Below are 25,515 nucleotides of genomic sequence, written 5' to 3'. Positions count from 1 at the left end.
CGCCGCCTTCGACCCGCCACCGGACCTGCTGCCCCGCTTCTTTCCGCCGGCACCCGCGCCTGCACCGCCGCCGGCGCCGGCCTCGCCCTTCTTGATATTAACGACCACACTTTCCAGAGAATATCCGACATCATAGATAGCATCATCCAGCATCTCGACCAGCTTCTGCACATTCGGGATACCGTTCCCGTTTATCACGATCACGACCATGACCTCGCCCGTGTAAAAACCCGTTTTCACTATCAGATGACGGATCAGACCCTTTTCCCACTTGGGATCCCACGCGGTGATATGATCCTCCTCCATGAAACGCCTGAGCGCATCCGCCGCTGCCATCGCAGGCAGCGACTGCAGATAGCAGTCCCCGCAGTCGACGACCTCGTGACTCTTTGCACGGAAGAACCCGACAGCCGGATCCCCGAGATTTTCCACGATACCTCCCTTTCGGGTTATTATCCCGCCCGTGCTTACCGGGAACTGCGCCTTGTTTCTGTATCTGTACGGCCCGCTGCCGTCATTATCCTCATCATCCATCCCGATGATCGGCCTGATCACAGGATCCTGCAGACATGCTATACGCTCCAGCCTGCTTCTCACCTGACTCTCCTTCAGCGCCAGCTGCGCGCCGTAACGCAGCCTGCCGAACTGGCAGCCGCCGCAGCCGTTTTCAAAAAACTCACAGTCGAATTCATCTGTACGATCCGGCGACTCCTCCAGCACATCGAGCAGTCGCGCGAACCCGTAGCTTTTCTTTACCTTCGTCAGCTCAGCACGCACGACATCGCCTGCAACAGCTCCCGGCACGAACACCACAAACCCGCCGGCAGTCTTTCCGATACCCTGACCCTCACCGCTCATATCCTCGATCCTGACTTCAACTATATTTCCTTTTTCCATATTATTTCCTTTTCACAAAACAAAAGTGGCGTCGCCACAATATTTTCAAGCTTAACGTTTACTGGCATCCCCGCCTTCTCTCCGCCATGAAATATCGCAAGCGATATTTCACGGATACAGCAAAGCTGCCTCCGCCACATTCTGACATGCATCAGATTTCTGGGATGCTTCGTCAATTTCTCTATGAGAAATTTCCTGTCTTAAAACAATGCCGGCGTCGCCACATATTTTCAGATATAACTTTTATCGGCCTTCCAACCTGTCCTCTCCGGCAGGAAATATCGCAAGCGATATTTCACGGATACGGCAAAGCTGCCTCCGCCACATTCTGACCCGCGTTAGATTTTTGATATGCCCCGTCAATTTCTCTGCGAGAAATCTCCTGCGTTAAAACAAACCAGACGTCGCCACACATTTCGAGCTTAACTTTTACTGCCCCCGGTCTGTCCGCATGCCGCAGCCTTTCCAGCTTCCTCACGCCGCCGCGCGGCTAGAACCACTTTTTCTTCTTAAAAAATATTATCTCTATAACAACTGTCACCGCAGATATCACGATGACCGCCGCATATCCGTATTTAAAATAAAGCTCCGGCATCTCCCTGAAGTTCATACCATACCAGCCTGTTATCAGTGTAAGCGGCATGAATATCGTCGTCACGATCGTAAGCAGCTGCATCACCTTGTTCTGCTGCGAGCTTATCTTCGACTGATGTATGTCCCTGATCTGCAGCACGTACTCCGCGATCCCCGTAGCCTCGTGATAGAGCCTGTCCACCTTGTTGCCCAGAAACGCGAAAAACTGCTGATTCCTCTCATCTCCGATCTTTGCAAGAAACGCCTCGACCACATCCATCGCATCCGCCAGCAGCTTGTAATATCCTGTCAGCTCACGCAGATCCTTCCTGTACTGAGACACGAACCCGTTCAGATCCTCCGGTATCTCCGCATCATCATCCGTCACCATATCCTCTATGTCATCCAGCTTCCGCTCGTACTCCTCAAGAAAAACAAGATCGTCACGCACGAGAAAATCAATCATCTCGAACAGCACGAATGCCGGATCGCTGTCCTCAAAATGCTCCGTATTCACTATGTCTCCAAGCATTTTCTGAGCATCGCCGTCATCATCGATTATCATCAGCCTCTCGCGGTCGAGATAAAATCCGCATTTCAGCGCAGCCGACGACAGATCGTTCCTGTCCGGTACCAGCAGCGTGCCGAGCACACCGTCACCGAACATGCCCGCATTGCAGTGCTTTATATCAGAAACGTTTCTCGTCAGCATACCGTAGCCCTGCAGCTCGCTGTGCTCCGCGAAAAACTCCTTCACAGTTACAAGTTCAACATTTCTCATAGCGATCACAGCTCCTTTGCGATTTCTTCGATGCGGCGCAGCCTGTTGTTGATGCCCGATTTGGAAAGCGGCGGGCGCATCATCTTCCCGAGCTCTTCTATGCCGACGTCAGGGTTTTCGAGCCTCATCTCAGCAGCCTCCCTGAGCTTTGCAGAGAGAAAATCCAGTCCGCGCTTTTCCTTTATCCTGTTGATGCACTCGATCTGATGCTCGGCAGCCTTGAGCGCCTTGTCTATGTTGGCATTGTCTAGGTTGTTTATCCTGTACGTCTGCGACTTCAGTCCCTTCATCATCATGATCTGATCGAAATTGAAGAACTGCTGCGATGCGCCCATGATCCCGATCACGTCACGCACCTGCTCGCCCGATTTCAGATATACTCCATAACCTTTTTTACGCACGGTTATCTTCGCATTGATGTCCACGAAGCTGTTGATCAGCTTTCGCATCTCCTTTGCCAGCACCTCGGTGCCGGTCATTATCTCGAAATGATATTCCTTCTCTGGATTATTGACCGTGCCGCCGCCGAGAAACGCGCCCCTCAGATACGCCTTTCTGCAGCACTTTGTCCTTATCAGACCGTCGTAGATACCATCACTGATGAAGTTCATGCCTTCCTTTACCATCAATATACCGGTCTCTCGCAGGATCTGTTCGCTCAGTTCCTCCGGCCCTATGTAAAGCATGTACTCATGACCTTTTTTCAGCGATTTCTCCTGCCCCATGCCGACAAGCGGATCCACTGAAAAGTAAGTCTTTATCAGCGTTTTGTAGTGCCTGGCGACTGCCGGGTTCGAAGTAGTCATGATTATCTTGAATTTGCCGCCGCCTGCCAGCTGCACGCTGCCTGCGATACGCATGAAGCCTGCGATTTCCGCTAGCATACAGCACTTCTTCTCAGGCACTATCCTCGCCAGTTCATTTTTCGTTTCAGATGAAAATGACATCCGTTTCCTCCACTTTTTCCTTTATCCATCATGCACCCGCATCACGAGCCGAGATCATCATCTGCACCTTTTCACAGTACAAACACCGCGCCCTGCACGGGTCCAATGCTCCTTATGTAAAAGCCTCTCCGAATAATTCAGAGAGGCGCCTGTCTGCTGTTATAAACTGCCGCTGTTTCCTACAGATCTCTGTGCTCCAGCGTCGTCCTTCTTCCGTTTTCCTGCAATCTGCGGTGCAGCTCGTTGGCGACCGCTACAGATCTGTGATGACCGCCTGTACACCCGATGCATACGTTCAGGCTGTATTTTCCCTCCTTGATATAAAAAGGCAACAGCATTTCGATCATGTCCATCGCCTTGTCGAGAAAATCGTTCGTGACCTTGTGCTTGAGAACGTACCTGCTTACCTTCGCGTTGTTGCCTGTGAGCGGTCTCAGCGATTTCACATAATATGGATTCGGTATGAACCTCATGTCGAACACCATGTCGGCAGCCATCGGCGTGCCTCTTTTGTACCCGAACGACATTATATTGATGATGAAAGTCTTCTGATTTTCGCCCGAGGTCAGCATATGCTTGATTTCCGCCCAGAGCTGCGCCGTCTTCATGTTCGAAGTGTCTATGACGTAGTCCGCTTCTTTTCTCAGCACTTCGAGACGTTCTCTCTCCAGTTTCAGACCCGCCGCGACAGGACCGCCCTCCGAAAGCGGATGCTGCCTCCTGCTCTCGTTGTATCTTCGCAGCAGTACACGGTCTGATGCTTCCAGATACAGTATCTTGTAATCGATATCATCCTTCTGCAGCTCGTCCAGCGAATCCTTGAGATCGTCAAAAAGCCTGCCGCCCCTTACATCTATCACAAATGCGGCCTTGTCTATGCCTTTCCCTTTCCCTGTAAGGTCTATAAAGCTTTTTATCAGTGCCGGCGGCATATTGTCTATGCAGTAGTAGCCCATATCCTCCAGACAGTCTATTGCCTGCGTCTTTCCTGCTCCGGATAACCCTGTTACGATCACTGCTTTCATTTTATCTCCTCTATATTCACTATCCTGCTTATATCCAGGCCCGCGTCAAGCGCTCTCTGCACGCCCTCCTCGAAGTCTCCGACTCTGTCCGGTGTGTGCGCATCGCTACTGATTATGAATTTCACACCCTCTACCTGCGCCGCGATCTTTATCTCGTCAACAGTCATATGACCGTGCCACGTATTTATCTCCATCAGCGTATCCGTCTCCGCACACACTTCTGCAATCGCCTTTATATCGAACGGCCCCTTGTCTCCGGGATGCGTCAGTATCGATATATCATTTTCGCGGAGCGCCCTGATCACCATGTCCGTGTTCTTTTTCCTGAGCTTTTCCTCGCCTGCCTTGAATCCCTTGTTCCACAGCCAGTTCCTGATACAGTAACACCCGAACAGACCGTAATGATATCCGGCTATCACGAAGTCAAACTCCTCGAACTCCTCAGGGGTCAGATCGAGCCCGTTGCCGCCCTTTATGATATTGGCCTCCACGCTCATCTTCACATTGAGTTTAGGGTATTTCACGTTCATCCGCTCTATGTCATTGCGCATGTTCACGATCTCGTTCCTGTTGATCCCGTAGAACAGATGTCCCGGACCGTGATCCGATATCGCAATAAAATCGAGGTTCTTGTTGAAGGCTTCTCTCACATTGTCCTCCACAGAGCCTTTGCCGTGTGAATACGTCGTATGTGTATGCAGATCGTAGACAAGCCTGTACCTGTCTGATATTTTCTCCCTGTTATCCAATTATCCTTACCTCCGTCTCAAGTCTCACTCCGAATTCGTCAAAGACTCTCGCCTGGATCATCTCCATGAGCTGCAGGATATCAGTCGCTGTCGCTCCACCCCTGTTTATTATAAAGCCGCTGTGAAGCTCCGAGACCTGAGCTCCACCCACAGAAAGCCCTTTGAGACCTGCGTCCTGTATCAGCTTTCCGGCAAAATATCCTTCCGGTCTTTTGAAAAAGCTGCCAGCGCTCGGGAAGTTCACAGGCTGCTTGGAATTTCTCTTTTCCATCAGCTCGCTCATCTTCGCTTTTATCTGAGTGCGATTGCCCTCCTCCAGAACAAATTCCACTTCTGTCACTATATCGCCTGTATCATGGAGCTTCGTATGTCTGTACCCCATCTCAAGCTCGTCTGCCGCCATGTAAAACTCACGCGAACCGTCCTTTGAAACTATCTTCGCACGTCTGAGTATATCTTTCATCTCTCCGCCGTATGCGCCCGCATTCATGAACACGGCTCCTCCCGTGAAGCCCGGTATTCCCGATGCGAATTCAAAACCGGAAAGACCGCCCTCAAGTGCGGCCTTTGCAGCGACAGACATGCGCGTACCGCTGCCGCAGACGAGTCTGCAGCCTTCCTGCCGCACGTAGTCGAAGCCGCTTCCGATCTTCACGATCACACCGTCGTACCCACTGTCCTTCACCAGTATATTGGTGCCGTTTCCAAGCACCATGTACTGCACACCGGAACCCGACAGCACACCAAGCACTGCGCTGAGCTGCTCCGCATCCGCCGGGATCACCATCATGCGCGCCTTTCCGCCTGCACGAAATGATGTATACTGCGCCATCGGCACATTCTCTTCTATACATACTCCGGGAATCCTTTCCCCGAGTTCTTTCCTTATATCATCAAAACTCATATCGTTTTACCGCCTTTTCTCTTTTTTCTGCTGCGCTTCGGCCTGTCGCTCTTCATGAAGCAGGTCTCGACTCTGTATTCACTGAGATCCGTTGAAAGTCCACGCTTCCTGAGCTTGCTGTTGACCGCTCTCGTCACATATGCGTATATGATCGCGAATACAGGTATGCCTATCACCATGCCGATGAAACCGAACATCCCGCCGCCCACGAGCACTGAGAACAGTACCCAGAAGCTGGCCAGACCTGTCGAATCGCCAAGGATCTTTGGTCCCAGGATATTGCCGTCGAACTGCTGCAGCAGCAGTATGAATATTATAAAGTATATACACTGTCTCGTATCCACCATCAGCAGGAGCAGCGCCGAAGGTATCGCTCCTATGAACGGGCCGAAGAACGGTATTATGTTGGTTATACCTATTATACAGCTTATCAGCAGCGTGTATTCCCATCCGAATATCGACATGAAAATGAAGCACAGTATGCCTATTATCAGCGAATCTATGATCTTGCCGTTTATGAATCCGCCGAAAGTCATGTTCGTGAAATGAGCTCCTTCGAGGATCTCGTCAGCCGTTTCCTTTCTGAAAACAGACATTATCACCTTCTTCATCTGAGCTGCGAACGTCTCTTTGCTGTTAAGAAAATATGCGCATATTATTATGCCGATGAAGAAGTTCTTCACTACATTTATCACGCCGATAACGCCTGACGATATGCTGCTCGCGATCGCTCCGTACTCCGGAAGGATCCTGTCTGTCACGAAAGCGATGGCATTGTCGGTGAAATTGTTTATCCATCCGTCCAGTATGTCCTTGAGCCCCGGCATGCGCGTCATCCTGAGATCGAGCCAGTCCTTGAGACTTTCCATGCTCGAAGGCAGGAGCCTGATGATCTTCACGATGCTGTCTATGAGACCGGGTATTATCATCCACAGCATACCGCCGATTATCACCATAAGCAGTACGAGCGACGCGATCGTGCCTACTGCCTTGGAAATGGCTGCAGCCTTTGGTATCTCACGCTTCGGACGCTTTAACAGCGCATATACGTTGCGCACTGTGAAATTGTACACAGGACAGAGCAGATATGCCATTATAAGCCCGTATATAAAAGGAGTAAGTATCGAAACGACTTTGCTGACTATATGGCTCACGTCTGACATCCTGTATATTGCAAAAAATACAATAATACTGCATAAAATCACCAGGAATGCAGTAAAGCCCCATTTTATGTGTTTTTCGTCAAAACTTACTTTCATATGATCACCTCTACAGCTCTATTTTACAATAATTTATATGCAAAGTCTCCATATTTTTAAATTGTGAAGAAAAATTTACGATTTTTTCATTATTGGGGTTGAATTTATGCATTTCTTATGTATAATAATAACCAGTTACTAATTTTTATTCATGATTTGAGTAATAACGAATACATATAAATCAATTTTCAGGAGGAACATAAAATGGCTAAGGAAAAAGTTGTACTGGCATACTCAGGCGGACTCGACACATCAGTTATCATGACATGGCTCAAGGAAAACTACGATTACGACGTTATCGCAGTATGCTGCAATGCAGGACAGAACGAAGATTTTGACGCGATCGAAAAGAAAGCGCTGGCTACAGGTGCTATCAAGGCATACACTGTAGACCTGAGAGAGGAATTCATCACAGATTACATATGGCCTACTCTCAAGGCAGGCGCTATCTATGAAGGACAGTACATGCTGGGAACTTCCATGGCAAGACCTCTGATGGCAAAGAAACTCGTAGAGATCGCTGAAAAGGAAGAGGCGTTCTACATCGCTCACGGATGCACAGGAAAAGGAAACGACCAGGTTCGTTTCGAAACTACTATCAAAGCACTTAATCCTGCCATCAAGATCATAGCTCCTTGGAGATTCTGGGATTTCTCATCAAGAGAAGATCTGATAGAATATGCAAAGGCGCACAACATTCCTATCAGCCAGACAACTAAAAAAATATACAGCCGCGACGAGAACATCTGGCACATCAGCCATGAGGGCGGCGAGCTCGAAAACCCATGGAACGAGCACCTGAAGACGATCCACGTTCTCAGCGTTGCACCGGAAGATGCTCCTGATGAACCTACTTATGTCGATATCGATTTCGAACAGGGCGTTCCTGTAGCACTCGACGGCGAAAAGATGGATCCTATATCACTCCTCACAAAGCTCAATGAACTGGGCAGCAAGAACGGCGTAGGTACTATCGACATCATCGAAAACCGTCTCGTTGGAATGAAGTCCAGAGGCGTATACGAGACTCCGGGAGGAACTATCCTGTTCGCAGCTCACGCAGGACTCGAACAGCTCATCCTCGACAGAGACACGACTCAGTACAAGAACATCGTTTCACAGAAATTCGCTCAGCTTGTATATGACGGACTCTGGTTCACACCGCTCAGAGAAGCGATCAGCGCTTTCGTAGACGTGACTCAGAAAGAAGTTACAGGTACAGTAAAGATGAAGCTCTACAAGGGTGTTCCTTACGTAGCCGCAAAGAAATCACCTTATTCACTTTACAACGAAGAATTCGCTACATTCAGTAAAGACGAAGTTTACAACCAGCAGGATTCCGAAGGCTTCATAAACCTGTTCTCACTGCCGCTCAAGATACGTGCTATCCAGAAGCAGACGGTAGAAGGCGGAGCCAAGGAGCACGAGGCTCTCGAAAGAAAGGTCCTCAAAGGCGGAGACTTTATCGAATAATAAGTAACTATAACATTTCATATCCGCAAGGATATACCCCGAAAACCCTTTGCATACAGGTTGCATATCATGTGCGGCACTATGCAGAGGGCTTTCATTACAAAAGAACAATCCAATTCAGCGACTGAACATCAAAGGAGGAACCGTAACATATGAAGCTTTGGAAAGGACGATTCGCAAAAGCGTCTACTTCATCTGCAGACGAATTCAATGCATCCATCGAATTCGACCAGAGACTGTACAGTGAGGATATCACAGGAAGCATCGCGCATGCTGAAATGCTGGGAAAACAGGGGATCATCACCCTCGAGGAATCACAGCTGATCATAAAGACACTCAGGGAGATCCTCGCTGATATCGAAGCCGGCAAAGTCGAATTCACCATAGAATCAGAAGATATACACATGAATATAGAGTCCATCCTGACAGAGAGGATAGGCGATACAGGCAAGAAGCTTCATACAGCAAGAAGCCGAAACGATCAGATCGCGGTCGATATCAGACTCTACCTCAAAAAAGAGACTGCAGCTGTCGACAATATGCTGAGCGAGCTCCTCGACGCACTTGAAAAGCTCGCAAAGGAACACACTGATACAGTGATGCCGGGATACACACATCTGCAGCGCGCACAGCCAGTGACACTGGCATACCATCTGCTCGCATACTATCAGATGTTCTCAAGAGACAGGGAAAGGTTCAGCGACTGCCTCAAAAGGGTTGACAGGCTCCCTCTCGGAAGCGGCGCCCTTGCAGGCACTACATACGATACCGACAGAGATTTTCTCGCTGAAAAGCTCGGATTTGCTGAAGTCCTTCCTAACGGTATGGACGCCGTGGCTGACAGAGATTTCGCGATCGAATTCATAAACTGCTGCGCCATCACGATGATGCACCTTTCCAGATTCTGCGAAGAGCTGATACTCTGGAGCTCCGTTGAATTCAGCTTCATCGAGATCGATGACTCGTTTTCGACAGGCAGCAGCATCATGCCGCAGAAGAAGAACCCTGATATGGCTGAACTGATCAGAGGAAAAACAGGCCGCGTATACGGCGACCTGATGAGCCTTCTCACTATATGCAAAGGTCTGCCGCTCGCGTACAACAAGGACCTCCAGGAAGACAAGATCCCGGTATTCGATGCGATCGACACTCTCAAGGCATCAGTGAGCATCTTCACCGAGATGATACTCACGATGAAAGTCCGCGAAGAGAAGATGGAAAGCGCTGCTAAATACGGCTACATGAACGCTACCGATGCAGCCGACTACCTCGTTTCAAAGGGCATCCCTTTCAGAGACTGCCACGAGATCATCGGTAAGATAGTACTCTACTGCATCAACAAAGGCATCGCGATCGAAGAGATGTCGATGGATGAATTCAAATCATTCTCCGACAAGTTCGATGACGACATCTATGAAAAGATCGCTGTCAGAAGCTGCCTCAAAGCAAAGAAGTCAAAGGGCTCCACTTCATTCGAAAGCGTGGCTGCACAGCTTGCCGAGATCGACAGCAAAAAAAAACAGAAATGATCCTCAGAAAATAATATACCGGCAGTCAGACTGCCATACACTAAATCCCGTCTGCACATAAACACAGGCGGGATTTTGCTTCGTCGATATTCCATACGGTCTGATAACCTTAATGATATGATCTATTCTGCCAGGGCTTCCATTTCTCTTTTATCACGTTCACGCTTCTGCCTGATATTTTCCTCAAGCATCATATCCTTTACCTTCATCAGCCTTGTCTGATTGCCCCTTTCATTTTCATCAAGCTTCATCTGGATATACCTGATAGTTGCTTCCAGTCTCGGGATCATAACATATTCCAGCGCATTGACACGGCGTCTGGTCTTTTCCAGCTCTGCCGCCAGCAAGTCAGTGGCTTTCTCCTTTTCCGCAAGTTCCAGCAGTGCGGGCAGTATATCAGCGAGCTGATATACTGCATTGTCGAGCTCTCCCGAAGTTCTTGCAAAACCGTACGGCAGAATATCTGCCGGATCTTTTGCAATAGTTTCAAAAGGGAATCTCGGTACATTGACGCTCATTATGTTTTTCTTTTCCAGATCAAGTATGACGCCCTGTTTCGGAAACATCAGCGATTCTTCCATGACTTCACGGCTCATCATCGCGCTCGCTACCGAAAAGTTCCTGTATATCCTTTCAAGAGACTTCTCCACTTCCTGACGCAGCCTCCCGTTTTCACGAGCCAGCTCAAGGAATTCTTTCATCAGCTCGTCACGTTTATCTTTGAGAAGCTTGTGGCCCCTCACCGCAGTCTTCAGTCTTTTCTTTAGAGCAGTCAGCATCATCCTCGTAGGATTGACATTCATTCTTTCTGCCATAGTGCATCACCTACCCGAGATATTTCTGTATCAGTTCATCTTTTATTCGCTTCAGTTCACTCTTCGGCAGCATCCTGAGCAGCTCCCAGCCCAGATCAAGTGTTTCTTCCACAGTACGTTCTTTTTCGTATCCCTGTGATACATACTGTTTTTCAAACTCCTGACTGAACTTCGCATACATAAGATCTATATCGGTAAGAGCCGCCTCTCCCAGTATAGTCATCAGTTCCAGACACTCTTTGCCTCTGGCATAAGCAGCAAAAAGCTGGTTCATCGTATCTGCATGATCTTCACGTGTTTTTCCCTGACCTATACCTTTGTCTTTCAGACGTGAAAGTGACGGCAGGACATCTATCGGAGGCTGTACTCCTTTTCGGTAAAGATCGCGCGACAAGATGATCTGCCCTTCAGTGATATATCCGGTGAGATCCGGTATCGGGTGTGTCTTGTCTTCTTCAGGCATAGTCAGTATCGGTATCATAGTTATAGAACCTTCATGACCTCTTTTCCTGCCTGCTCTTTCATAAAGTGTTGCCAGATCAGTGTAAAGATACCCCGGATAACCTCGTCTTCCCGGGACTTCCTTGCGTGCTGCGGATACCTCGCGCAGTGCCTCCGCATAATTCGTGATATCTGTCATTATTACCAGCACATGCATATCGAGATCGAACGCCAGATACTCTGCTGCCGTCAGTGCCATACGTGGTGTCGCGATACGCTCTACAGCCGGGTCATTTGCCAGATTCATGAACATGACGGTTCTGTCTATGGCGCCCGTCCTTCTGAAATCAGAAGCGAAAAAGTCAGCCTCCTCATATGTTATACCTATCGCTGCAAAGACAACAGCGAAGTTATGCTCATCACCAAGCACCTTCGCCTGACGTGCTATCTGTGCGGCAAGATCCGCATGCGGCAGACCGGAAGCAGAAAAAATAGGAAGTTTCTGTCCTCTTACCAGTGTGTTAAGTCCGTCTATAGCGGATACTCCCGTCTGTATGAATTCAGCAGGATAGTCACGCGCAGCAGGATTCATCGGCAGACCGTTTATGTCGAGTTTTTTCTCTGCGATTATCTCCGCCCCTCCATCGATGGCACGACCCATACCGTCAAACACACGCCCCAGCATCTCAGATGAAACCGAAAGCTGAGTTCCTTTACCAAGGAATCTTACGCTCGATTCCTTCAGATTGATGCCTGCAGCACTCTCAAACAGCTGCACGAGCGCGTCCCTGCCGTTTATCTCAAGTACTTTGCAGAGTCGCAGCTCACCGTTCGGAAGCACGATCTCTCCCAGCTCATCATAAGTCACGCCCTCCACATCTCTAACCAGCATCAGAGGACCTGCAACTTCTGATATCGTCTTGTATTCTTTAATCATCGTCTTCATCCTCCTTGCTTACCAGGGCTGCTATCTCCTTTTTCATATGATCCATTATCTTCTCATACGCCTCATCGACTCCGGCTTCTTCAACATATTTGAAACGACCTATGCTTTCACGTACCGGCACAGATGCCACACGTCCGAAAGGTGCGCCGTTTCCCACAGCTTCCAGCGACAGCCTGTAGTAACTGAGTATCAGTTTGAGCATCTTGTACTGCTTGTTCATAGATGCATATGTGTCTATATCATGAAAAGCATTCTGATGAAGGTAGTCTTCACGTATCGATTTTGAAGCTTCGAGCTTGATCCGGTCTTCAAAAGAAAGCGCATCCACACCTACCAGCTGCACGATCTCATTCAACTCCGCCTCTTCCTGAAGCAGCAGCAATGCATCAGAACGCAGTTTTGTAAATTCTCTGCTCACATTTTCCTCATACCACTCCGACAGCCTGTCCACATAAAGAGAGTAGCTCTGCAGCCAGTTTATAGCCGGGAAATGTCTCTTGTATGCAAGGGATGCATCAAGACACCAGAATACCTTTACGATCCTCAATGTAGCCTGTGAGACCGGCTCGGAAATATCACCTCCCGGAGGCGATACCGCACCTATAGCGGACAATGCGCCCAGACGTCCCTCTTTCCCCAGCGAGACAGTCCTTCCGGCTCTTTCATAAAACTGTGCAAGTCTTGATCCAAGATACGCAGGGTATCCTTCTTCACCCGGCATTTCCTCAAGACGTCCTGACATTTCACGAAGAGCTTCTGCCCATCGCGAAGTCGAGTCTGCCATAAGCGCTACCGAATAACCCATGTCTCTGAAATACTCTGCTATAGTTATTCCTGTATAGATAGACGCTTCTCTTGCGGCAACAGGCATGTCTGAAGTGTTCGCTATGAGCACGGTACGCTTCATCAGTGATTCTCCAGACCTCGGGTCTTTCAGCTCAGGAAATTCCATAAGTACATCTGTCATTTCATTCCCGCGTTCGCCACAACCTATATATACCACTATATCTGCATCCGCCCATTTTGCCAGCTGATGCTGCACAACAGTTTTTCCTGATCCGAACGGACCCGGTACTGCCGCAACTCCGCCTTTTGCAATAGGGAACATCGTGTCTATGACACGCTGCCCTGTGATCAGAGGCATATCCGGTACGAGCTTTTCCTTATATGGTCTGCCTTTTCTTACCGGCCATTTCTGCATCATCGTCAGATCATGCAGAGTGCCATCCTCTTTTTTTACTGTACACACAACATCTTCAACAGTGAACGGACCTCCGCTGATCTTTTCTACCGTGCCGCTTACCCCGTAAGGGACCATTATTTTATGCTCGACGATCACCGTTTCCTGCACCGTTCCTATGATGTCACCGGCCTCCAGAACATCTCCTGCTTTTACAGCAGGAACGAATTCCCATTTTCTTTCTCTGTCCAGAGACGGTACGCTTATCCCTCTCGTGATGTTCGGTCCGGCTTTCTGCCTGAGCGCTTCCAGCGGACGCTGTATCCCGTCATACATCGTTTCTATAAGTCCGGGTCCGAGTTCTACAGAAAGCTGTGCACCTGTAGTTACAACAGGAGCTCCCGGTCCTAGACCTGCGGTTTCTTCATAAACCTGTATGGAAGCATTGCCGCCTCTCATCTCTATGATCTCGCCTATCAGTCCCAGATCTCCTACACGCACTACATCGAACATATCTGCATTTTCCATGCCTGATGCCACCACAAGCGGGCCTGAGACCTTAACGATTTTTCCATGCCTCATCTGTTTTCACCTCCAAACAGTATATCCGCTCCGACAGCACGTTCAACAGCCTTGCTGACACTTCTCATACCTTCTCCGGTCGACCCTTCTTTTCCGGGGATCGTGATCACTGCCGGTATCATTTCTTCCTTGTATCTGTCTATATCTTCTATCATTTCCGATGCCAGCACTTCTGTGATGTAAATGATCGCATATCCTTCTTTTGCCAGTCTGTGAAGCACTTTTTCGGCATCTTCGCTTCGGCTGCACGGGAACACATCCAGACCTATGGCTTTGAAGCCCAGCACCGATTCCCTGTCGCCTATAACACCTATCTTATACATATGGATCCCTCAACTTTTCATTTATCTGCTCCTGCCCGGAGCCAATAAAAATACCTGTCAATATCACTCTCAGATTGCTTAACTCCGTCATTTTGCCATACAGGTAGCCTGCTATGGGAGCAGGGCCAAAAGTCTCATATTTCGCTTTCCTGCAGTATTCCATCAGGCAGTTGTCGCACAATCTCTCAAAAATGCTGAAATCTCCCGTCTCCGAAATGCTCCGTCCGCCTTCTGCCATAACATTTTTGAATCCATAAGGTTCCAGTTTTTCCGCTATCTGCGTATATGGCTCTTCATAAGCTGCGACCAGCAGTCTGCTGCTTATGTTTCCATGCTCCAGGAATACTTTCTGGAAAAAAGGCCATGCTTTGCCTATCTGCCGGAGCCTCATAAACGATTTGATATTGTTTATATCTATCTGCAGTCTGACAAATCCGATGAGAAAATCATCTCCGGATTTTTCCGCTGCATCTGCGATCTGACTGAAACATGCCTTGTCCATTATGATATCTATCTCCTGGGGATCTCCGCCGCGTCCGAAGAGATCTGCAGCTTCGGCAACCGCCTGTTTCATTTCAGGCGGCATGAATGCGTAATTTCTCTCCTTTATCATACCTGCTGTTTTCCTGCTGCTTTCAAGCCCGGTCGCCATCAGCATATATTCCGGCGGCTCCATATCCAGGAATTCTGATTTAAGACACACCTTCACATTGTGATAGTCCGACGGGAGGAAATACACTGCAAGTTCTTCATGCGACGGGACCGTGCTGTATATCATGTCATGAAGCGATTCCTGTTCTCTCTTTATAAAGCCGTCGATATCTCCGCCGGAAAGTTCTTCGGACTCTCTGTATCCGAATTCCTGCAGTACAGTTTCAGCACTCTGCAGGTTTTTGCACGAAGCAAGCCTGATCATATCATTCCATGACATGAGATTTTTTGCAAAGCTTGTTATATATGCATCTGCAAATACATATTCATCATAATTTCTCACTGCCATATAAATCTCTCCTTATCTGAACAGCTGCTCGGCTGCTTTCCCTGTCAGCTCTTCCCTGGCCTCATCCACCAGGTTTTCTATCGTACAGTTTATGGACACCGGACCTTTGACCAGTATGAAACCTCCCCGCATGGCTTTCGTTTTGTCGTGCATCACGAAGTTCCCGCCGTCTATATATTCATTCAGATGTCTGATAAGGTCCCGGCCTATTTTCTCTCTGTCTGCATCATTCAGGATCAGACTTCCTTCTGTCTCGCCTGTCTGTTCAACAAGACCTGCAATAAAAGATATATAGTCTTCCTTTTCCATCGAAACTATCTTGTCCACTGCTCTGTCAAAACACGATTTTATGATTTCCTGCTTTTTTTCGAGCAGCATCTTTCTGCCGTCTATATATGCAACACTCTTTTTTCTGACGATCAGCTTTTCTTTTTCGATACGACCGTTTTTTTCTGCCGTTTCCAGCATTCTGTCAGCTTTGTTCTCAGCTTCGGCTATGATCGCATCACCGGCCACCCGTGCATTAGTCAGGATATCATCTGCTTTCTGTCCGGCTTCGCATATTATCTTCGATGTAATGTTATCTATACCCATTTTGTCACACCCTTATCTGTTAAATGCCGAGTTATATACCAAGATTGAACAGCATGAGTATCGATATGAGGAGAGCGAAAATAGCATACGTCTCTACCATTGCAGCATATATGATACCTTTTGCCATCTGATCTGATCTCTTTCCAAGAAGCATTATACCTGATGCCGCAGTCTTTCCCTGTGCAATACCTGACCAGATGCCTACAGCTCCGATCGGTATCCCTGAAGCAAGTATATAAAGCCCCTGTGATACACTGAGTTCCATCATACTGCCTCCCAGCAGCCCTATCCTTATGAAAATAAGAAATGCCATAAGGAGACCGTAAATACCCTGAGTACCCGGCAAAGCCTGCAGAATAAGCGTTTTTCCGAATTTTTTAGGGTCTTCTGCCAGCACACCTGCCGCAGCCTGCCCTGCAATACCTACGCCCATAGCACTTCCTATACCTGCGAGAGCTGCTATCGCTGCACCGATCAGTGCAAATACATTTCCAGTAATCATTTTCTACCTCCATCTGTATCGTTCATCAGCCGAACATATTTTGTATTTTTTTTCAGCGGCTCAAACTCCTCACCGCCATCCTCGTAAAACTTTCCAAAAAACTCAATATACTGTAGCCTGCTCGAATGAACAAATGCGCCCAGCGCATTTATTGCCATATTGAATGAATGTCCTGCCACAAATACTATCAGCAGCACTATCGTCCCCCAAATCCCGCCTCCGGCAAGCGATCCCATAGTATTTACAACACTCGCTATAACACCGGTGGCAAGGCCCAGTGCCAGAAGTCTGGAATATGACAGTATGTCGGAAACATAACTCGTGATACTGTACAGCGAACTGAGACCTCCTGTTATCTTTCCGATGCCTTTCTTGTTTCTTCCTCCCGTCAGAATCAGTATCGTTGCTCCTGCGAGAGTGATGTACATGCCCGGTTTCACCAGAGCTGCGCTTATGCTGCCGCCTGCCAGCCACATCACACCACCCAGTATCACCATATACCACGAGAAGACATCGAACACTGCATCTTTCCAGCGGCCTCTCTTTATCAGCATCGCTGCATGTATACCCATTCCCAGGAACAGGTGTATCACACCAAATACAAGAGACCATATCAGCATCCTCGTCGGATCTTCTATAGGGTTGAACCAGATCGGCTCTATCGTGATCTCCTTATTGAAGATGACTTTTGCCGCCACCTGGAAAAAGTCTCCGAACCATCCTCCGAAAAGCGCACCCCAGAATACAGTAGACAATCCACATAGAAAGAACATCTTTATCATCTTATATGTCATTCCTTCAAGTGAGAATTTCTTTAATATGATGAAGCAGGCAACCGCCATGACTATACCGTATCCCGCATCGCTAAGCATTATCCCGAAAAACATCGCATAAAACAACGCAAAATACTTTGTGGGATCCACACCTCTGTAATCCGGAAGGGAGTACATTTCTGTGATCGCTTCAAACGGGTATGCCATGCTGCTGTTATGCATGAGCACGGGTACCGTTTCTCCCTCTTCCGGATCTCTGCTGACAAAACAGCACTCTTTTTCCTCAAGGGCTTTTTCCACTGTCTCCATACAGTTCACCGGCACCCAGCCTTCAAAACTGAAAGTTCTTCTTGTTTTCAGGAGACGCCCCTTTATTTTCTCATGGTCTCTTTCTATCACCAGTTCATCGTGCAGACATTCGATCCCGCTTTTCTTACTGTAAAACGCTGCGATCTCGCGCTCCGTTTCTGTGATCTTTTTCTCATGTTCCGATATCTCCGCCATGATACGCTCTGTATTCTCCGCCACCGTTCCTTTGAATCCATCGAAACCTGCCTGTGTATATCCGTTCCGTCTCAGGATCTCAAGAACATCTTCCCTGCAGCTTTTTACCGTTATCACAACTATATAGATCATGTCACTGTCTCTGCTGATCTCTTTTACTTCGACCGCTTTCGTTTTCTCATAAATTTTCTGTATCAGCAGATCGATGTCTGCCGCAGAAGGCAGTGTTCCCGGCTCTATGACCGTATATGCCGTCTGTCTTGTTTCCATCGGCACATCATATTCCGACCAGGGAGCTAAAGCCGCAAGCTCAGTATTGCGCTTGTTGATCACGTCTCTGAAACTGTTCAGGCGATCTTGCAGTTTCATCACTGTATTCACATCCCGGCTTATTTCTGCGCGATTTTGTATGATTTCTGCAAATTCACCCTTTTTAAGTACCCGCCTTGTGAAAAACAAAGGGCTTTTCACATCACTGTATCTTTCGATCACTTCAAGAGCCTGTGAAACACGGCTGATATGCAGATCGAGTGTGCTTACTCTTTCCTCGGCGCCGTCTTTTATCAAGGCATGATCCGCACTTTCATTTTCCGAAATGCTATTACCGGTATCTGTTACTTCAACAACACCGATTTCCATAAGATCAGATATGAGATCCTCCTTTACAGTGTCGAGACCTATCACTGCTATTCTTTTCATATCAATGATCGACACTTCTTCCCACTATCCTTTCTGCAATCATTTCAATTGCCTCATCTTCGCTCTGCTTTGCCTGATCTGCCAGTGCAACGCATTCCTGCCGTATCGAATCCATATACGAATCATAGGCGGCAGAAGCTTCTATCCGTCCTTCATCGACAAGACGATCATGTATTTTTCTCGCATTGTCTTCAGCATCCTTAATGATCCGTTCTGCCTCCATTCTTGCATCATCCAGGATCCTTTTTGATTCATTTTTAGCTTTTCGCTGAAGTTCGTCGGCTTTGCTCTCACACTCTCTTATTCGAGTTATTTCTGCATCAAGCATAGATTTCGCACCCCCTTTGCAGTAAATAGTTTCGAAAATTCAAAATCTTTAGCTAGATTACTGCATTATATACCCCAAAAACAATATTTTCAACTGTTTTTTATTGCTTTTCTTTTTTGGATTTTATAAAAAAAACCTTTTACCAGTCTTATTTTTCTGGTAAAAGGTCTTAAATATTCATATATTCAGTCAGCCTGCTGCTGATTTTTGAGATATTCTCTGCAGGCGTCTATCGTGCCCTGCATCTTGTCGTAAACGGCTCTGCACAGGAAATTGTAGAATTCCTCCTGCCTGTGACCTTTCAGACACTCACCGACGATCGAAAAATAGTCGTCGCGGTCTATCGGCATATTCACCGGCGCGAGCCCGTTCTCCATCAGATAGTAGTTCATCGCGAATATCGCGAGCTCTCCGCTGTACTCCTTGAACGGATATATCTCTATCAGCTTGTTGTGCACGTACATCGCCTTGAGTATGATATTGTTCCCCGCTTCATGGCTGTACACGCGGCGCAGCGCAGCATCGAGCTTCTCCTCGATATCGAGGCAGTGCACCGGTACATGGTTGAACGCATAAACGACCGGATTCGTCTTCCTGAAATATCCCTTGTCGTCCTCAGTCAGTATCCTGTACGCGCTGATAAGAAAATACTTGTCTATGTAGTTGCCCATTTCAAGGCAGTTGAACGCAACGTTGATGACTTTGCCGAAATTCTCGATGAAGAGATAATCCCCGACCGGAACGTCACGCTGCAGCTCTCCTTTGAGTATCTCATCTATCGCGATCTTGTCATGCCTGGAATTCCTGATTATCAGCGAGCCCTTTATCATATCCATTTTATTGACTTCCCTGACAGCGGACTTGAGCAGCCTGTCGCTTCTCAGTATCTCCGTCAGTTCACGTCTCATGCTGTTGAGCTTTTCATGCATACGCCTGCTCCTACTCCTTCAAAAATCCGATACGGCCGACCGCACTCGGGTACTTGTACATTTCCACGTCACCGAAATCTTTGTCGATTTTCTTGAGAGCCGGCATCTTGCTCTTTATCAGATCATAGCTTATAGTCGGAAGGAAAACTATATCATATTTGTGCTGGAACGTGAGCTGCAGGAAATCCAGTATCTCATCATCATTGAATCCTTCTTTGATCCCGACGTTCAGCCTTATTCCCAGCCCTTTGCCGACAGCGCTGTTTATGCCTTCGATCACAGGTTCCAGTGACTTTCCGTCGTTCGACTGCTTGTATCTGGTATAGTTGAAAGTATTCACTACGACCGTGACGTCTGTCACTCCTGACTTTTTGAGTTCTTCTGCTCTTTCTGCCAGATCCTGGCCGTCTGTTATTATAGTATTCTTGTTTTCTGACATGATCTTACCGTTTCTTTCTTGTTTTTTCTTTTTTCATTTTACTTTAAAATTACAGCCTAGTCAATGACACTTAATTGTGTTACACTCTATTTATGAAAATTTTAGCAATCAGCGATACGCACGGAAAACTCAATAAAGTACGCGATATATGGCCTAAGCTGACGGATATAGATATGATCCTGCACGCAGGCGACTTCATCGCGGATGCGGAAAAGCTGCAGGCTGAGCTCGGCGTTCCTGTAATAGGCGTGAAAGGCAACTGCGACGGCGGTTACAGCAGTTCCGACTTCAGGGTGATCCCTGTGGAATGCGGCAATATCCTGCTCACGCACGGCCACATGGAAAACGTCAACTACCAGCTCAACGGGCTCATGTACAAGGCTATGGAAAACGACTGCAGAGCCGTGGTTTTCGGGCACACTCACAAAGCGATGACCGATGAGAGCAACGGCATACGCTTCATCAATCCCGGCAGTCTCACACAGCCGAGAGACGGCAGCGACGGTTCGTACGCCATCATCAGGACGTCTGCAGACAGTTTTGACGCTTCCATCGTGTATTATTCAACCATCATGGGAAATAAAAAACCGCCGCAGTCAGGTTTTCTGAGAAATCTGATGAACTACTGCGACCGTTTCTGATCATTCATATATCCACGCAAAGGCTGCAGCTGCGCCTTTGCTTATGATCCTGCAGGATGCAGGATTTTTTTGTGCTTTTTATGCTTGATATGCCTGTTTTTCAGCTTATAAGCTTTATAAGTGCTGCGGTCCCTGCCGCCTATATGATCTATCTCTTCCCGTCTTTTCCTGATATGATCACGGACATTATCACGCTGAACACTATCACAAAGAAGATCACGCAGATCGATACAGTCGTCGATATGTTAAAATCGAAGATCAGTGCACCCAGCTTCACTCCCGTGAACATCAGGATTATGCCGACCCCGTATTTTACATACCTAAAGCGTTCCTGCAGATGCTCCAGCACGAAGTACATCTGTCTGAGTCCCAGTATCGCGAATATGTTGGATGAATACACTATCAGCAGATTTGTCGATACCGAGAACACTGCCGGTACCGAATCTATCGCGAATATTATGTCTGAGCACTCGACCAGACACAGCACTGCGAACAGCGGAGTGAACAGATGGCGTCCGTTCTTTTTCACCATGAACCTGTCGCCCTCGAAATGATCCGTCATCGGCAGGACTCTGCTTACGCCTTTTATTATCCTGCTGTCCGAAGGATCTTTTTCTTCTTCCTTTCCGATCATCATCTTTATGCCGTTTATTATCAGTATCGCCCCGAATATGTAAAGTATCCATGAAAATGAATTGACTATTTTCAGTCCGAAGAATATGAACAGAAAACGCAGTACTATCGCTCCGATGATACCCCAGTTCAGGACTCTGTGCTGCACCTTTTCGCGTATGCCGAACGACAGGAATATCGACATGAACACGAACAGATTGTCTACGCTCAGGCTGAGCTCTATCAGATATCCCGCCGCGAACTCAAGGCCGCTTTTGCTTCCCAGCATCGCCCATATGATGCCGCAACATATCGCTGCCATCCCTATCCAGAATCCCACCCACTTTACGGAATGTCTTATCTCGTTCAATTTCGTACCATCCTTTTTATTCCTGGTATACATGCCATTATGATCCATGGCAGTCAGGCAGCCTGCACGATTTGCGGCGTACCGTCTGTTTTGTATATGCAGATATTTTACCACACAACCGGTCATCGATAAAGACCGCTGCACCTTTTACATTGTATATGCACTGCGCGCACAAAAAATCCCGCTGCAGCATCACCGTAGCATATCACAATGTGCCAAGCGGGATCTTTATTCATGATATTACATAGCGAATCCTACTATCAGATAGCATATAACAGTCGCTACTCCGGCCATACAAGCATATGGCAGAGTCGTTGTCATGAGGTCGAGGCTCTTGATCTGACAGCCCTGTGCACACATGATGACGCCGTCGCCGTAAAGGCATGTATTGCTTCCGAATGCAGCGCCTGAGAATACTGCAGCTGATGTAACGATCGGGTCTACACCCATTGCATTTGCAAGAGGTATAACGATAGGTATTATGATCGCAGCCAGATCCCAGAAGCATCCTGTAGCATAAGCATATATACCGCATACGATGAATACGACTGCCGGCAGGAACCCGCCTTTCATGACAGGTTCAGTTATGGATATTACATAATCTGCCAGTCCAAGATCTATATTTGCATTCTGCACCGAAAAAGCAAGTACTGACAGAACAAACACGAATCCCATCGACATAACACCGTCAAAGCATGCAGTCAGCAGATCCTTGAAGCTCATTTTCTTCTCTATCAGATAAAGTATGAACGCTACTGCAACTCCTGCGGCTGATCCCATAAGAACGTCAGCCAGCAGTGCCACTATGATCATGACGATCAGCGGTATGAGGAAATTCCACGGATGAGCTTTCCTGTTTTCTTCCGGATCGCTGCTTTCATTCTTTGCACTTTCAACAAGCTCGGGATCAGTTCCCTCAGGGAATACATCTCCCAGCGTCTCGTACCTTTCATATGCCTTCTTCATAGGTCCGATCTTAGGTATAACACCCAGGATCTGGAGGATACATATGATGACTGCGAACCACGCATAAAATGCCAGCGGCAGACCATGGATATATGCAGCCATCGAAGAACCGTTGATCTCGACACCCTGATCTCCCATCAGTGCTGCGAAATATACAGCCCATGATGAGAGCGGTATCAGCAGACACACAGGAGCTGCCACCGTATTCACTACATATGCCAGCTGCTGTCTTGGTATACCCAGCTTGTCCGTTATCCCTTTCATCGTCGTACCTACAGCCAGGTTGTTGAGATAGTCATCAATGAATATCACAACACCCAGGATAAAGGTTCCGAACAGAGCCGTCTTCCTGGTCTTGATAAATTTTCCCGCCCAGTATCCGAAATCTGTTACTGCACCTGTCTTCTCATACAACATTATCAGTATGCCGAACAATGCGATAACGATGAGCAGCCACTGAAGCGATTCATTGCTGAATGCGGCATAAATGTTGTCGAAGAATGAACCTGCAAAGCCTTTCGGGCCTTTCCCCAGGATCATTGCCGCCATTGCCAGCCCGCATGTCATGGCAAACAGCGTACGCTTCGTAGTAACAGCGATAACCAGTATCGTTATTACCGGAAGCACACATAAAATTCCATACTCCATAAAAAATCTTTCTCCTCTCTTAAAACAGTGATTCATATTAACATCTTAAAAATGCCTGCGACATCTATCATCATTTTTGACATGCTTACTGCCTGTCTTCATAAACTATACGTCCATCCATCATCGTAAGGACTGCTTTCCTGTCAAGAAGCTTTTCCGGCTCCTCATCGAAAATCCTCCCGTTTATGACTGCTATATCAGCCAGCTTGCCAGGTTCAAGCGAACCTGTTTTATCTTCAACGCCCATGCCATATGCTCCCATATATGTGTAGCCATGGAGCGCATCAAAAATATCTATTTTTTCATTGATATCCGCGCCTATTTCATTGCCTTCAAGATCCAGTCTTGTAACGGCTACGTACATATTGTGGAACGGATCGATCTCAACGATCGGAAAATCCGTACTGAGAGACACCTTTGCTCCGGCATCGTAAAATGATTTCAGAGGCTGACTCCTGAACCATCTTCTCTCTCCAAGCGCATCCAGCATGAATTTCTCAGTGCAGAGATAATAATGTGCTGGCTGCTTGTTTGCCATGACATCAAGCTCTGCAAATCTCGGATAATCTTCATCTTCTACGAGTTCTACATGTTCTATACCATTTCTGAGACCATGTCTGCCGTTTGCTTTTATCGAAGCCTCGAATGCATTCAGTGCCATTCTCGTACTTCCGTCTCCTGTGCAGTGTATCCTTACCGGATAGCCTTCAGCATTGGCTTTTGTTATGATATCGCTCAAGGCTTCCTGTGTGAATATCGGTGTAGCATTGAACTCCGGATCTTCCGGCTTATCATTGTACGGTGCATTGAGTACTCCCGTATGAGCGTCTATGACTCCGTCACCATATGCTTTGAGTCCCGGCATGATGACATAGCCATCGCTGTATTCCTCCATCAGTTCCTTCGCACGGCTGAAATCTCCCGTCTTTCCTATCGAAGGATATACGTACATCCTGACGTCCAGGTCGCCTGCCTGTTCCATTTCTCTGTAAAGTTCAAAACCTTTGGGCTCTTTTTCTATCTCAAGTTCATTTGAAACATCTCCTGCAGCAGTGATGCCGAAACTGCTGTATATCCCCAGTGAATGCTTGATCAGTTTCTTTGCCTGAGTCTTGTCTATATTGAGCAGCATGAAAAATACAGGATCCGAACCCATATGATACAGCATACCTGTGAGCTCTCCATTTTCGTCTTTCCTCACGTAAATCTCTTTTTCTTTAGTTATGCTTTCTTTGGTGTATCCGAACATCTCCAGTGCCCTGGAATTTACCCAGCAGAGCCATCCGTCAGCTGTACTGAGACAGATAGGGATCTCTGTGGATATCTCGTCCAGCATCTCCTTGCGCGGCAGTTCATTGTTGTCCCATGCAGAGACCATCCAGCCCGAGGCTACCAGCAGACTCGTTTCCGGATTTTTTTCGAGATAATCTTTTACCATCGCAGCACATTCCTCTGCTGATTTCGTACCTTCCAGGCTCAGATCATTATCATGCATCATTGCGCCCATAGTGACATGTACATGATTGTCTATGATCCCCGGCATTATCAGCTTATCCCTGTATTCATATACTTCAGTATCTTTTCCTATATATCCGTCTATCTCATCATCACCGGCCACAGCGATTATCCTGTTTCCGGAGACTGCAACACCTCCGCTGATTATTTCATTGCTTACACCGGTATATATGACATTACTTTTGAGAACTTTATCTGCTATCATTTCAAACTCCTTCCATATATGATACACTATCCATTCTGCTCACAAAAAATTTCGCTGCAGCGCTTTGCAGCGCTGAGCGAAATTCGATCTTGCAGTTGAATCCGATACGTCATGCGAATCGTCGTCACGCCGCCATCGTCTTGATTATCACTATGATAAAGACGACTATGTATGCGACCGCTTCAGCCAGGATTACCAGTTTCAATATATTGACGATCTTGCTTTTACCGGCATTCCTGTTTCTTATGATCGAGAACACGAGAAGTGCCGCAACAATTATTCCGAATATCAGTGCTAAGAAAAGTATCATCATTGTTATGTTCCTCCAATTAACGCTGTTACCTTTTCTGCTGGTAACTTATTAAT

General features: G+C 47.5%; 25 protein-coding genes. 3 read left to right on the top strand and 22 right to left on the bottom strand.

What is annotated here, in order from left to right:
• From OCV59_RS07925 to OCV59_RS07895, 7 genes are all read right to left on the bottom strand, one after another.
• Positions 1–897, bottom strand: an 897-nt coding sequence (locus OCV59_RS07925; protein WP_147593951.1) for a class I SAM-dependent RNA methyltransferase, incomplete at its 3' end; no start/stop codon positions are given.
• Positions 898–1,387: 490 nt separating this feature from the next.
• A complete protein-coding gene (locus tag OCV59_RS07920) occupies positions 1,388–2,251 on the bottom strand; it encodes a magnesium transporter CorA family protein (RefSeq protein WP_147593950.1) in 864 nt (287 codons plus the stop codon).
• Positions 2,252–2,256: 5 nt separating this feature from the next.
• Positions 2,257–3,198, bottom strand: a complete 942-nt coding sequence (gene whiA, locus OCV59_RS07915; RefSeq protein ID WP_147593949.1) for a DNA-binding protein WhiA — start codon at positions 3,196–3,198, stop codon at positions 2,257–2,259.
• A 179-nt stretch (positions 3,199–3,377) separates the two neighbouring features.
• The gene (rapZ, locus tag OCV59_RS07910) at positions 3,378–4,223 is read right to left on the bottom strand and encodes an RNase adapter RapZ (protein ID WP_147593948.1); all 846 of its coding nucleotides are present in this window, start codon (positions 4,221–4,223) and stop codon (positions 3,378–3,380) included.
• Positions 4,220–4,972, bottom strand: coding sequence for a PHP domain-containing protein (locus tag OCV59_RS07905; RefSeq protein ID WP_147593947.1), 753 nt, complete (start codon positions 4,970–4,972; stop codon positions 4,220–4,222). Before OCV59_RS07905 ends, rapZ begins: the two co-directional genes overlap by 4 nt.
• Positions 4,965–5,876 (bottom strand): UDP-N-acetylmuramate dehydrogenase, encoded by a 912-nt coding sequence (gene murB, locus OCV59_RS07900; RefSeq protein WP_147593946.1) that lies wholly within the window; start codon positions 5,874–5,876, stop codon positions 4,965–4,967. Before murB ends, OCV59_RS07905 begins: the two co-directional genes overlap by 8 nt.
• Positions 5,873–7,135: an AI-2E family transporter gene (locus OCV59_RS07895; RefSeq protein WP_147593945.1), complete on the bottom strand. Its 1,263-nt coding sequence runs from the start codon at positions 7,133–7,135 to the stop codon at positions 5,873–5,875. Before OCV59_RS07895 ends, murB begins: the two co-directional genes overlap by 4 nt.
• Before the next feature lie 204 nt (positions 7,136–7,339).
• Between OCV59_RS07895 and OCV59_RS07890 the strand changes: the two genes are divergently transcribed.
• Together OCV59_RS07890 and argH are read left to right on the top strand one after the other, a co-directional pair.
• Positions 7,340–8,608: an argininosuccinate synthase gene (locus OCV59_RS07890; RefSeq protein WP_147593944.1), complete on the top strand. Its 1,269-nt coding sequence runs from the start codon at positions 7,340–7,342 to the stop codon at positions 8,606–8,608.
• Between the two features lie 152 nt (positions 8,609–8,760).
• Positions 8,761–10,137, top strand: coding sequence for an argininosuccinate lyase (argH, locus tag OCV59_RS07885; protein WP_147593943.1), 1,377 nt, complete (start codon positions 8,761–8,763; stop codon positions 10,135–10,137).
• A 122-nt stretch (positions 10,138–10,259) separates the two neighbouring features.
• On the opposite strand, the gene OCV59_RS07880 is transcribed toward argH, so the two are convergent.
• The 11 genes from OCV59_RS07880 to OCV59_RS07830 form a co-directional block, all read right to left on the bottom strand.
• Positions 10,260–10,952, bottom strand: a complete 693-nt coding sequence (locus tag OCV59_RS07880) for a V-type ATP synthase subunit D (protein ID WP_147593942.1) — start codon at positions 10,950–10,952, stop codon at positions 10,260–10,262.
• 10 nt (positions 10,953–10,962) lie between these two features.
• Positions 10,963–12,330, bottom strand: a complete 1,368-nt coding sequence (locus OCV59_RS07875; protein ID WP_147593941.1) for a V-type ATP synthase subunit B — start codon at positions 12,328–12,330, stop codon at positions 10,963–10,965.
• Positions 12,323–14,101, bottom strand: a complete 1,779-nt coding sequence (locus OCV59_RS07870; protein WP_147593940.1) for a V-type ATP synthase subunit A — start codon at positions 14,099–14,101, stop codon at positions 12,323–12,325. Before OCV59_RS07870 ends, OCV59_RS07875 begins: the two co-directional genes overlap by 8 nt.
• Positions 14,098–14,424: a V-type ATP synthase subunit F gene (locus tag OCV59_RS07865; protein WP_147593939.1), complete on the bottom strand. Its 327-nt coding sequence runs from the start codon at positions 14,422–14,424 to the stop codon at positions 14,098–14,100. Before OCV59_RS07865 ends, OCV59_RS07870 begins: the two co-directional genes overlap by 4 nt.
• Positions 14,417–15,424 (bottom strand): V-type ATPase subunit, encoded by a 1,008-nt coding sequence (locus tag OCV59_RS07860; protein WP_147593938.1) that lies wholly within the window; start codon positions 15,422–15,424, stop codon positions 14,417–14,419. The genes OCV59_RS07865 and OCV59_RS07860 overlap by 8 nt, the downstream gene beginning before the upstream one ends.
• Before the next feature lie 12 nt (positions 15,425–15,436).
• Positions 15,437–16,018, bottom strand: coding sequence for a V-type ATP synthase subunit E (locus OCV59_RS07855; RefSeq protein ID WP_147593937.1), 582 nt, complete (start codon positions 16,016–16,018; stop codon positions 15,437–15,439).
• A gap of 31 nt (positions 16,019–16,049) precedes the next feature.
• Positions 16,050–16,520 carry a V-type ATP synthase subunit K gene (locus OCV59_RS07850; RefSeq protein WP_147593936.1) on the bottom strand — a complete coding sequence of 157 codons (471 nt, stop codon included), beginning with the start codon at positions 16,518–16,520 and terminating at the stop codon, positions 16,050–16,052.
• Positions 16,517–18,496, bottom strand: coding sequence for a V-type ATP synthase subunit I (locus OCV59_RS07845; protein ID WP_147593935.1), 1,980 nt, complete (start codon positions 18,494–18,496; stop codon positions 16,517–16,519). Before OCV59_RS07845 ends, OCV59_RS07850 begins: the two co-directional genes overlap by 4 nt.
• A 1-nt stretch (position 18,497) precedes the next feature.
• Complete coding sequence (locus OCV59_RS07840; protein ID WP_147593934.1) at positions 18,498–18,824, bottom strand: hypothetical protein; 327 nt, start codon at positions 18,822–18,824, stop codon at positions 18,498–18,500.
• A 185-nt stretch (positions 18,825–19,009) separates the two neighbouring features.
• A complete protein-coding gene (locus OCV59_RS07835) occupies positions 19,010–19,753 on the bottom strand; it encodes a Fic family protein (protein WP_147593933.1) in 744 nt (247 codons plus the stop codon).
• A gap of 10 nt (positions 19,754–19,763) precedes the next feature.
• Entirely contained in the window at positions 19,764–20,192 is a 429-nt protein-coding gene (locus tag OCV59_RS07830) for a radical SAM protein (protein WP_147593932.1), read from the bottom strand.
• Between the two features lie 92 nt (positions 20,193–20,284).
• Between OCV59_RS07830 and OCV59_RS07825 the strand changes: the two genes are divergently transcribed.
• On the top strand, positions 20,285–20,833 hold the full coding sequence (locus tag OCV59_RS07825; RefSeq protein ID WP_147593931.1) for a metallophosphoesterase: 549 nt from the start codon (positions 20,285–20,287) through the stop codon (positions 20,831–20,833).
• Positions 20,834–20,981: 148 nt separating this feature from the next.
• Here OCV59_RS07825 and OCV59_RS07820 read toward each other — a convergent pair whose 3' ends face one another.
• From OCV59_RS07820 to OCV59_RS07805, 4 genes are all read right to left on the bottom strand, one after another.
• Positions 20,982–21,815, bottom strand: a complete 834-nt coding sequence (locus tag OCV59_RS07820) for a TerC/Alx family metal homeostasis membrane protein (protein ID WP_262584223.1) — start codon at positions 21,813–21,815, stop codon at positions 20,982–20,984.
• Positions 21,816–22,055: 240 nt separating this feature from the next.
• Positions 22,056–23,429 carry a Na+/H+ antiporter NhaC family protein gene (locus tag OCV59_RS07815; protein WP_262584222.1) on the bottom strand — a complete coding sequence of 458 codons (1,374 nt, stop codon included), beginning with the start codon at positions 23,427–23,429 and terminating at the stop codon, positions 22,056–22,058.
• 85 nt (positions 23,430–23,514) lie between these two features.
• Entirely contained in the window at positions 23,515–25,149 is a 1,635-nt protein-coding gene (locus tag OCV59_RS07810) for an amidohydrolase (RefSeq protein WP_147593928.1), read from the bottom strand.
• 124 nt (positions 25,150–25,273) lie between these two features.
• Positions 25,274–25,462 (bottom strand): hypothetical protein, encoded by a 189-nt coding sequence (locus OCV59_RS07805; protein WP_147593927.1) that lies wholly within the window; start codon positions 25,460–25,462, stop codon positions 25,274–25,276.
• Positions 25,463–25,515: the final 53 nt, after the last annotated feature.

The organism is Brotomerdimonas butyrica (genome assembly GCF_025567305.1).
In the GTDB taxonomy this organism is placed as follows: domain Bacteria; phylum Bacillota; class Clostridia; order Peptostreptococcales; family Anaerovoracaceae; genus Lentihominibacter; species Lentihominibacter butyricus.
This window is presented reverse-complemented; position numbering and strand designations above follow the sequence as displayed.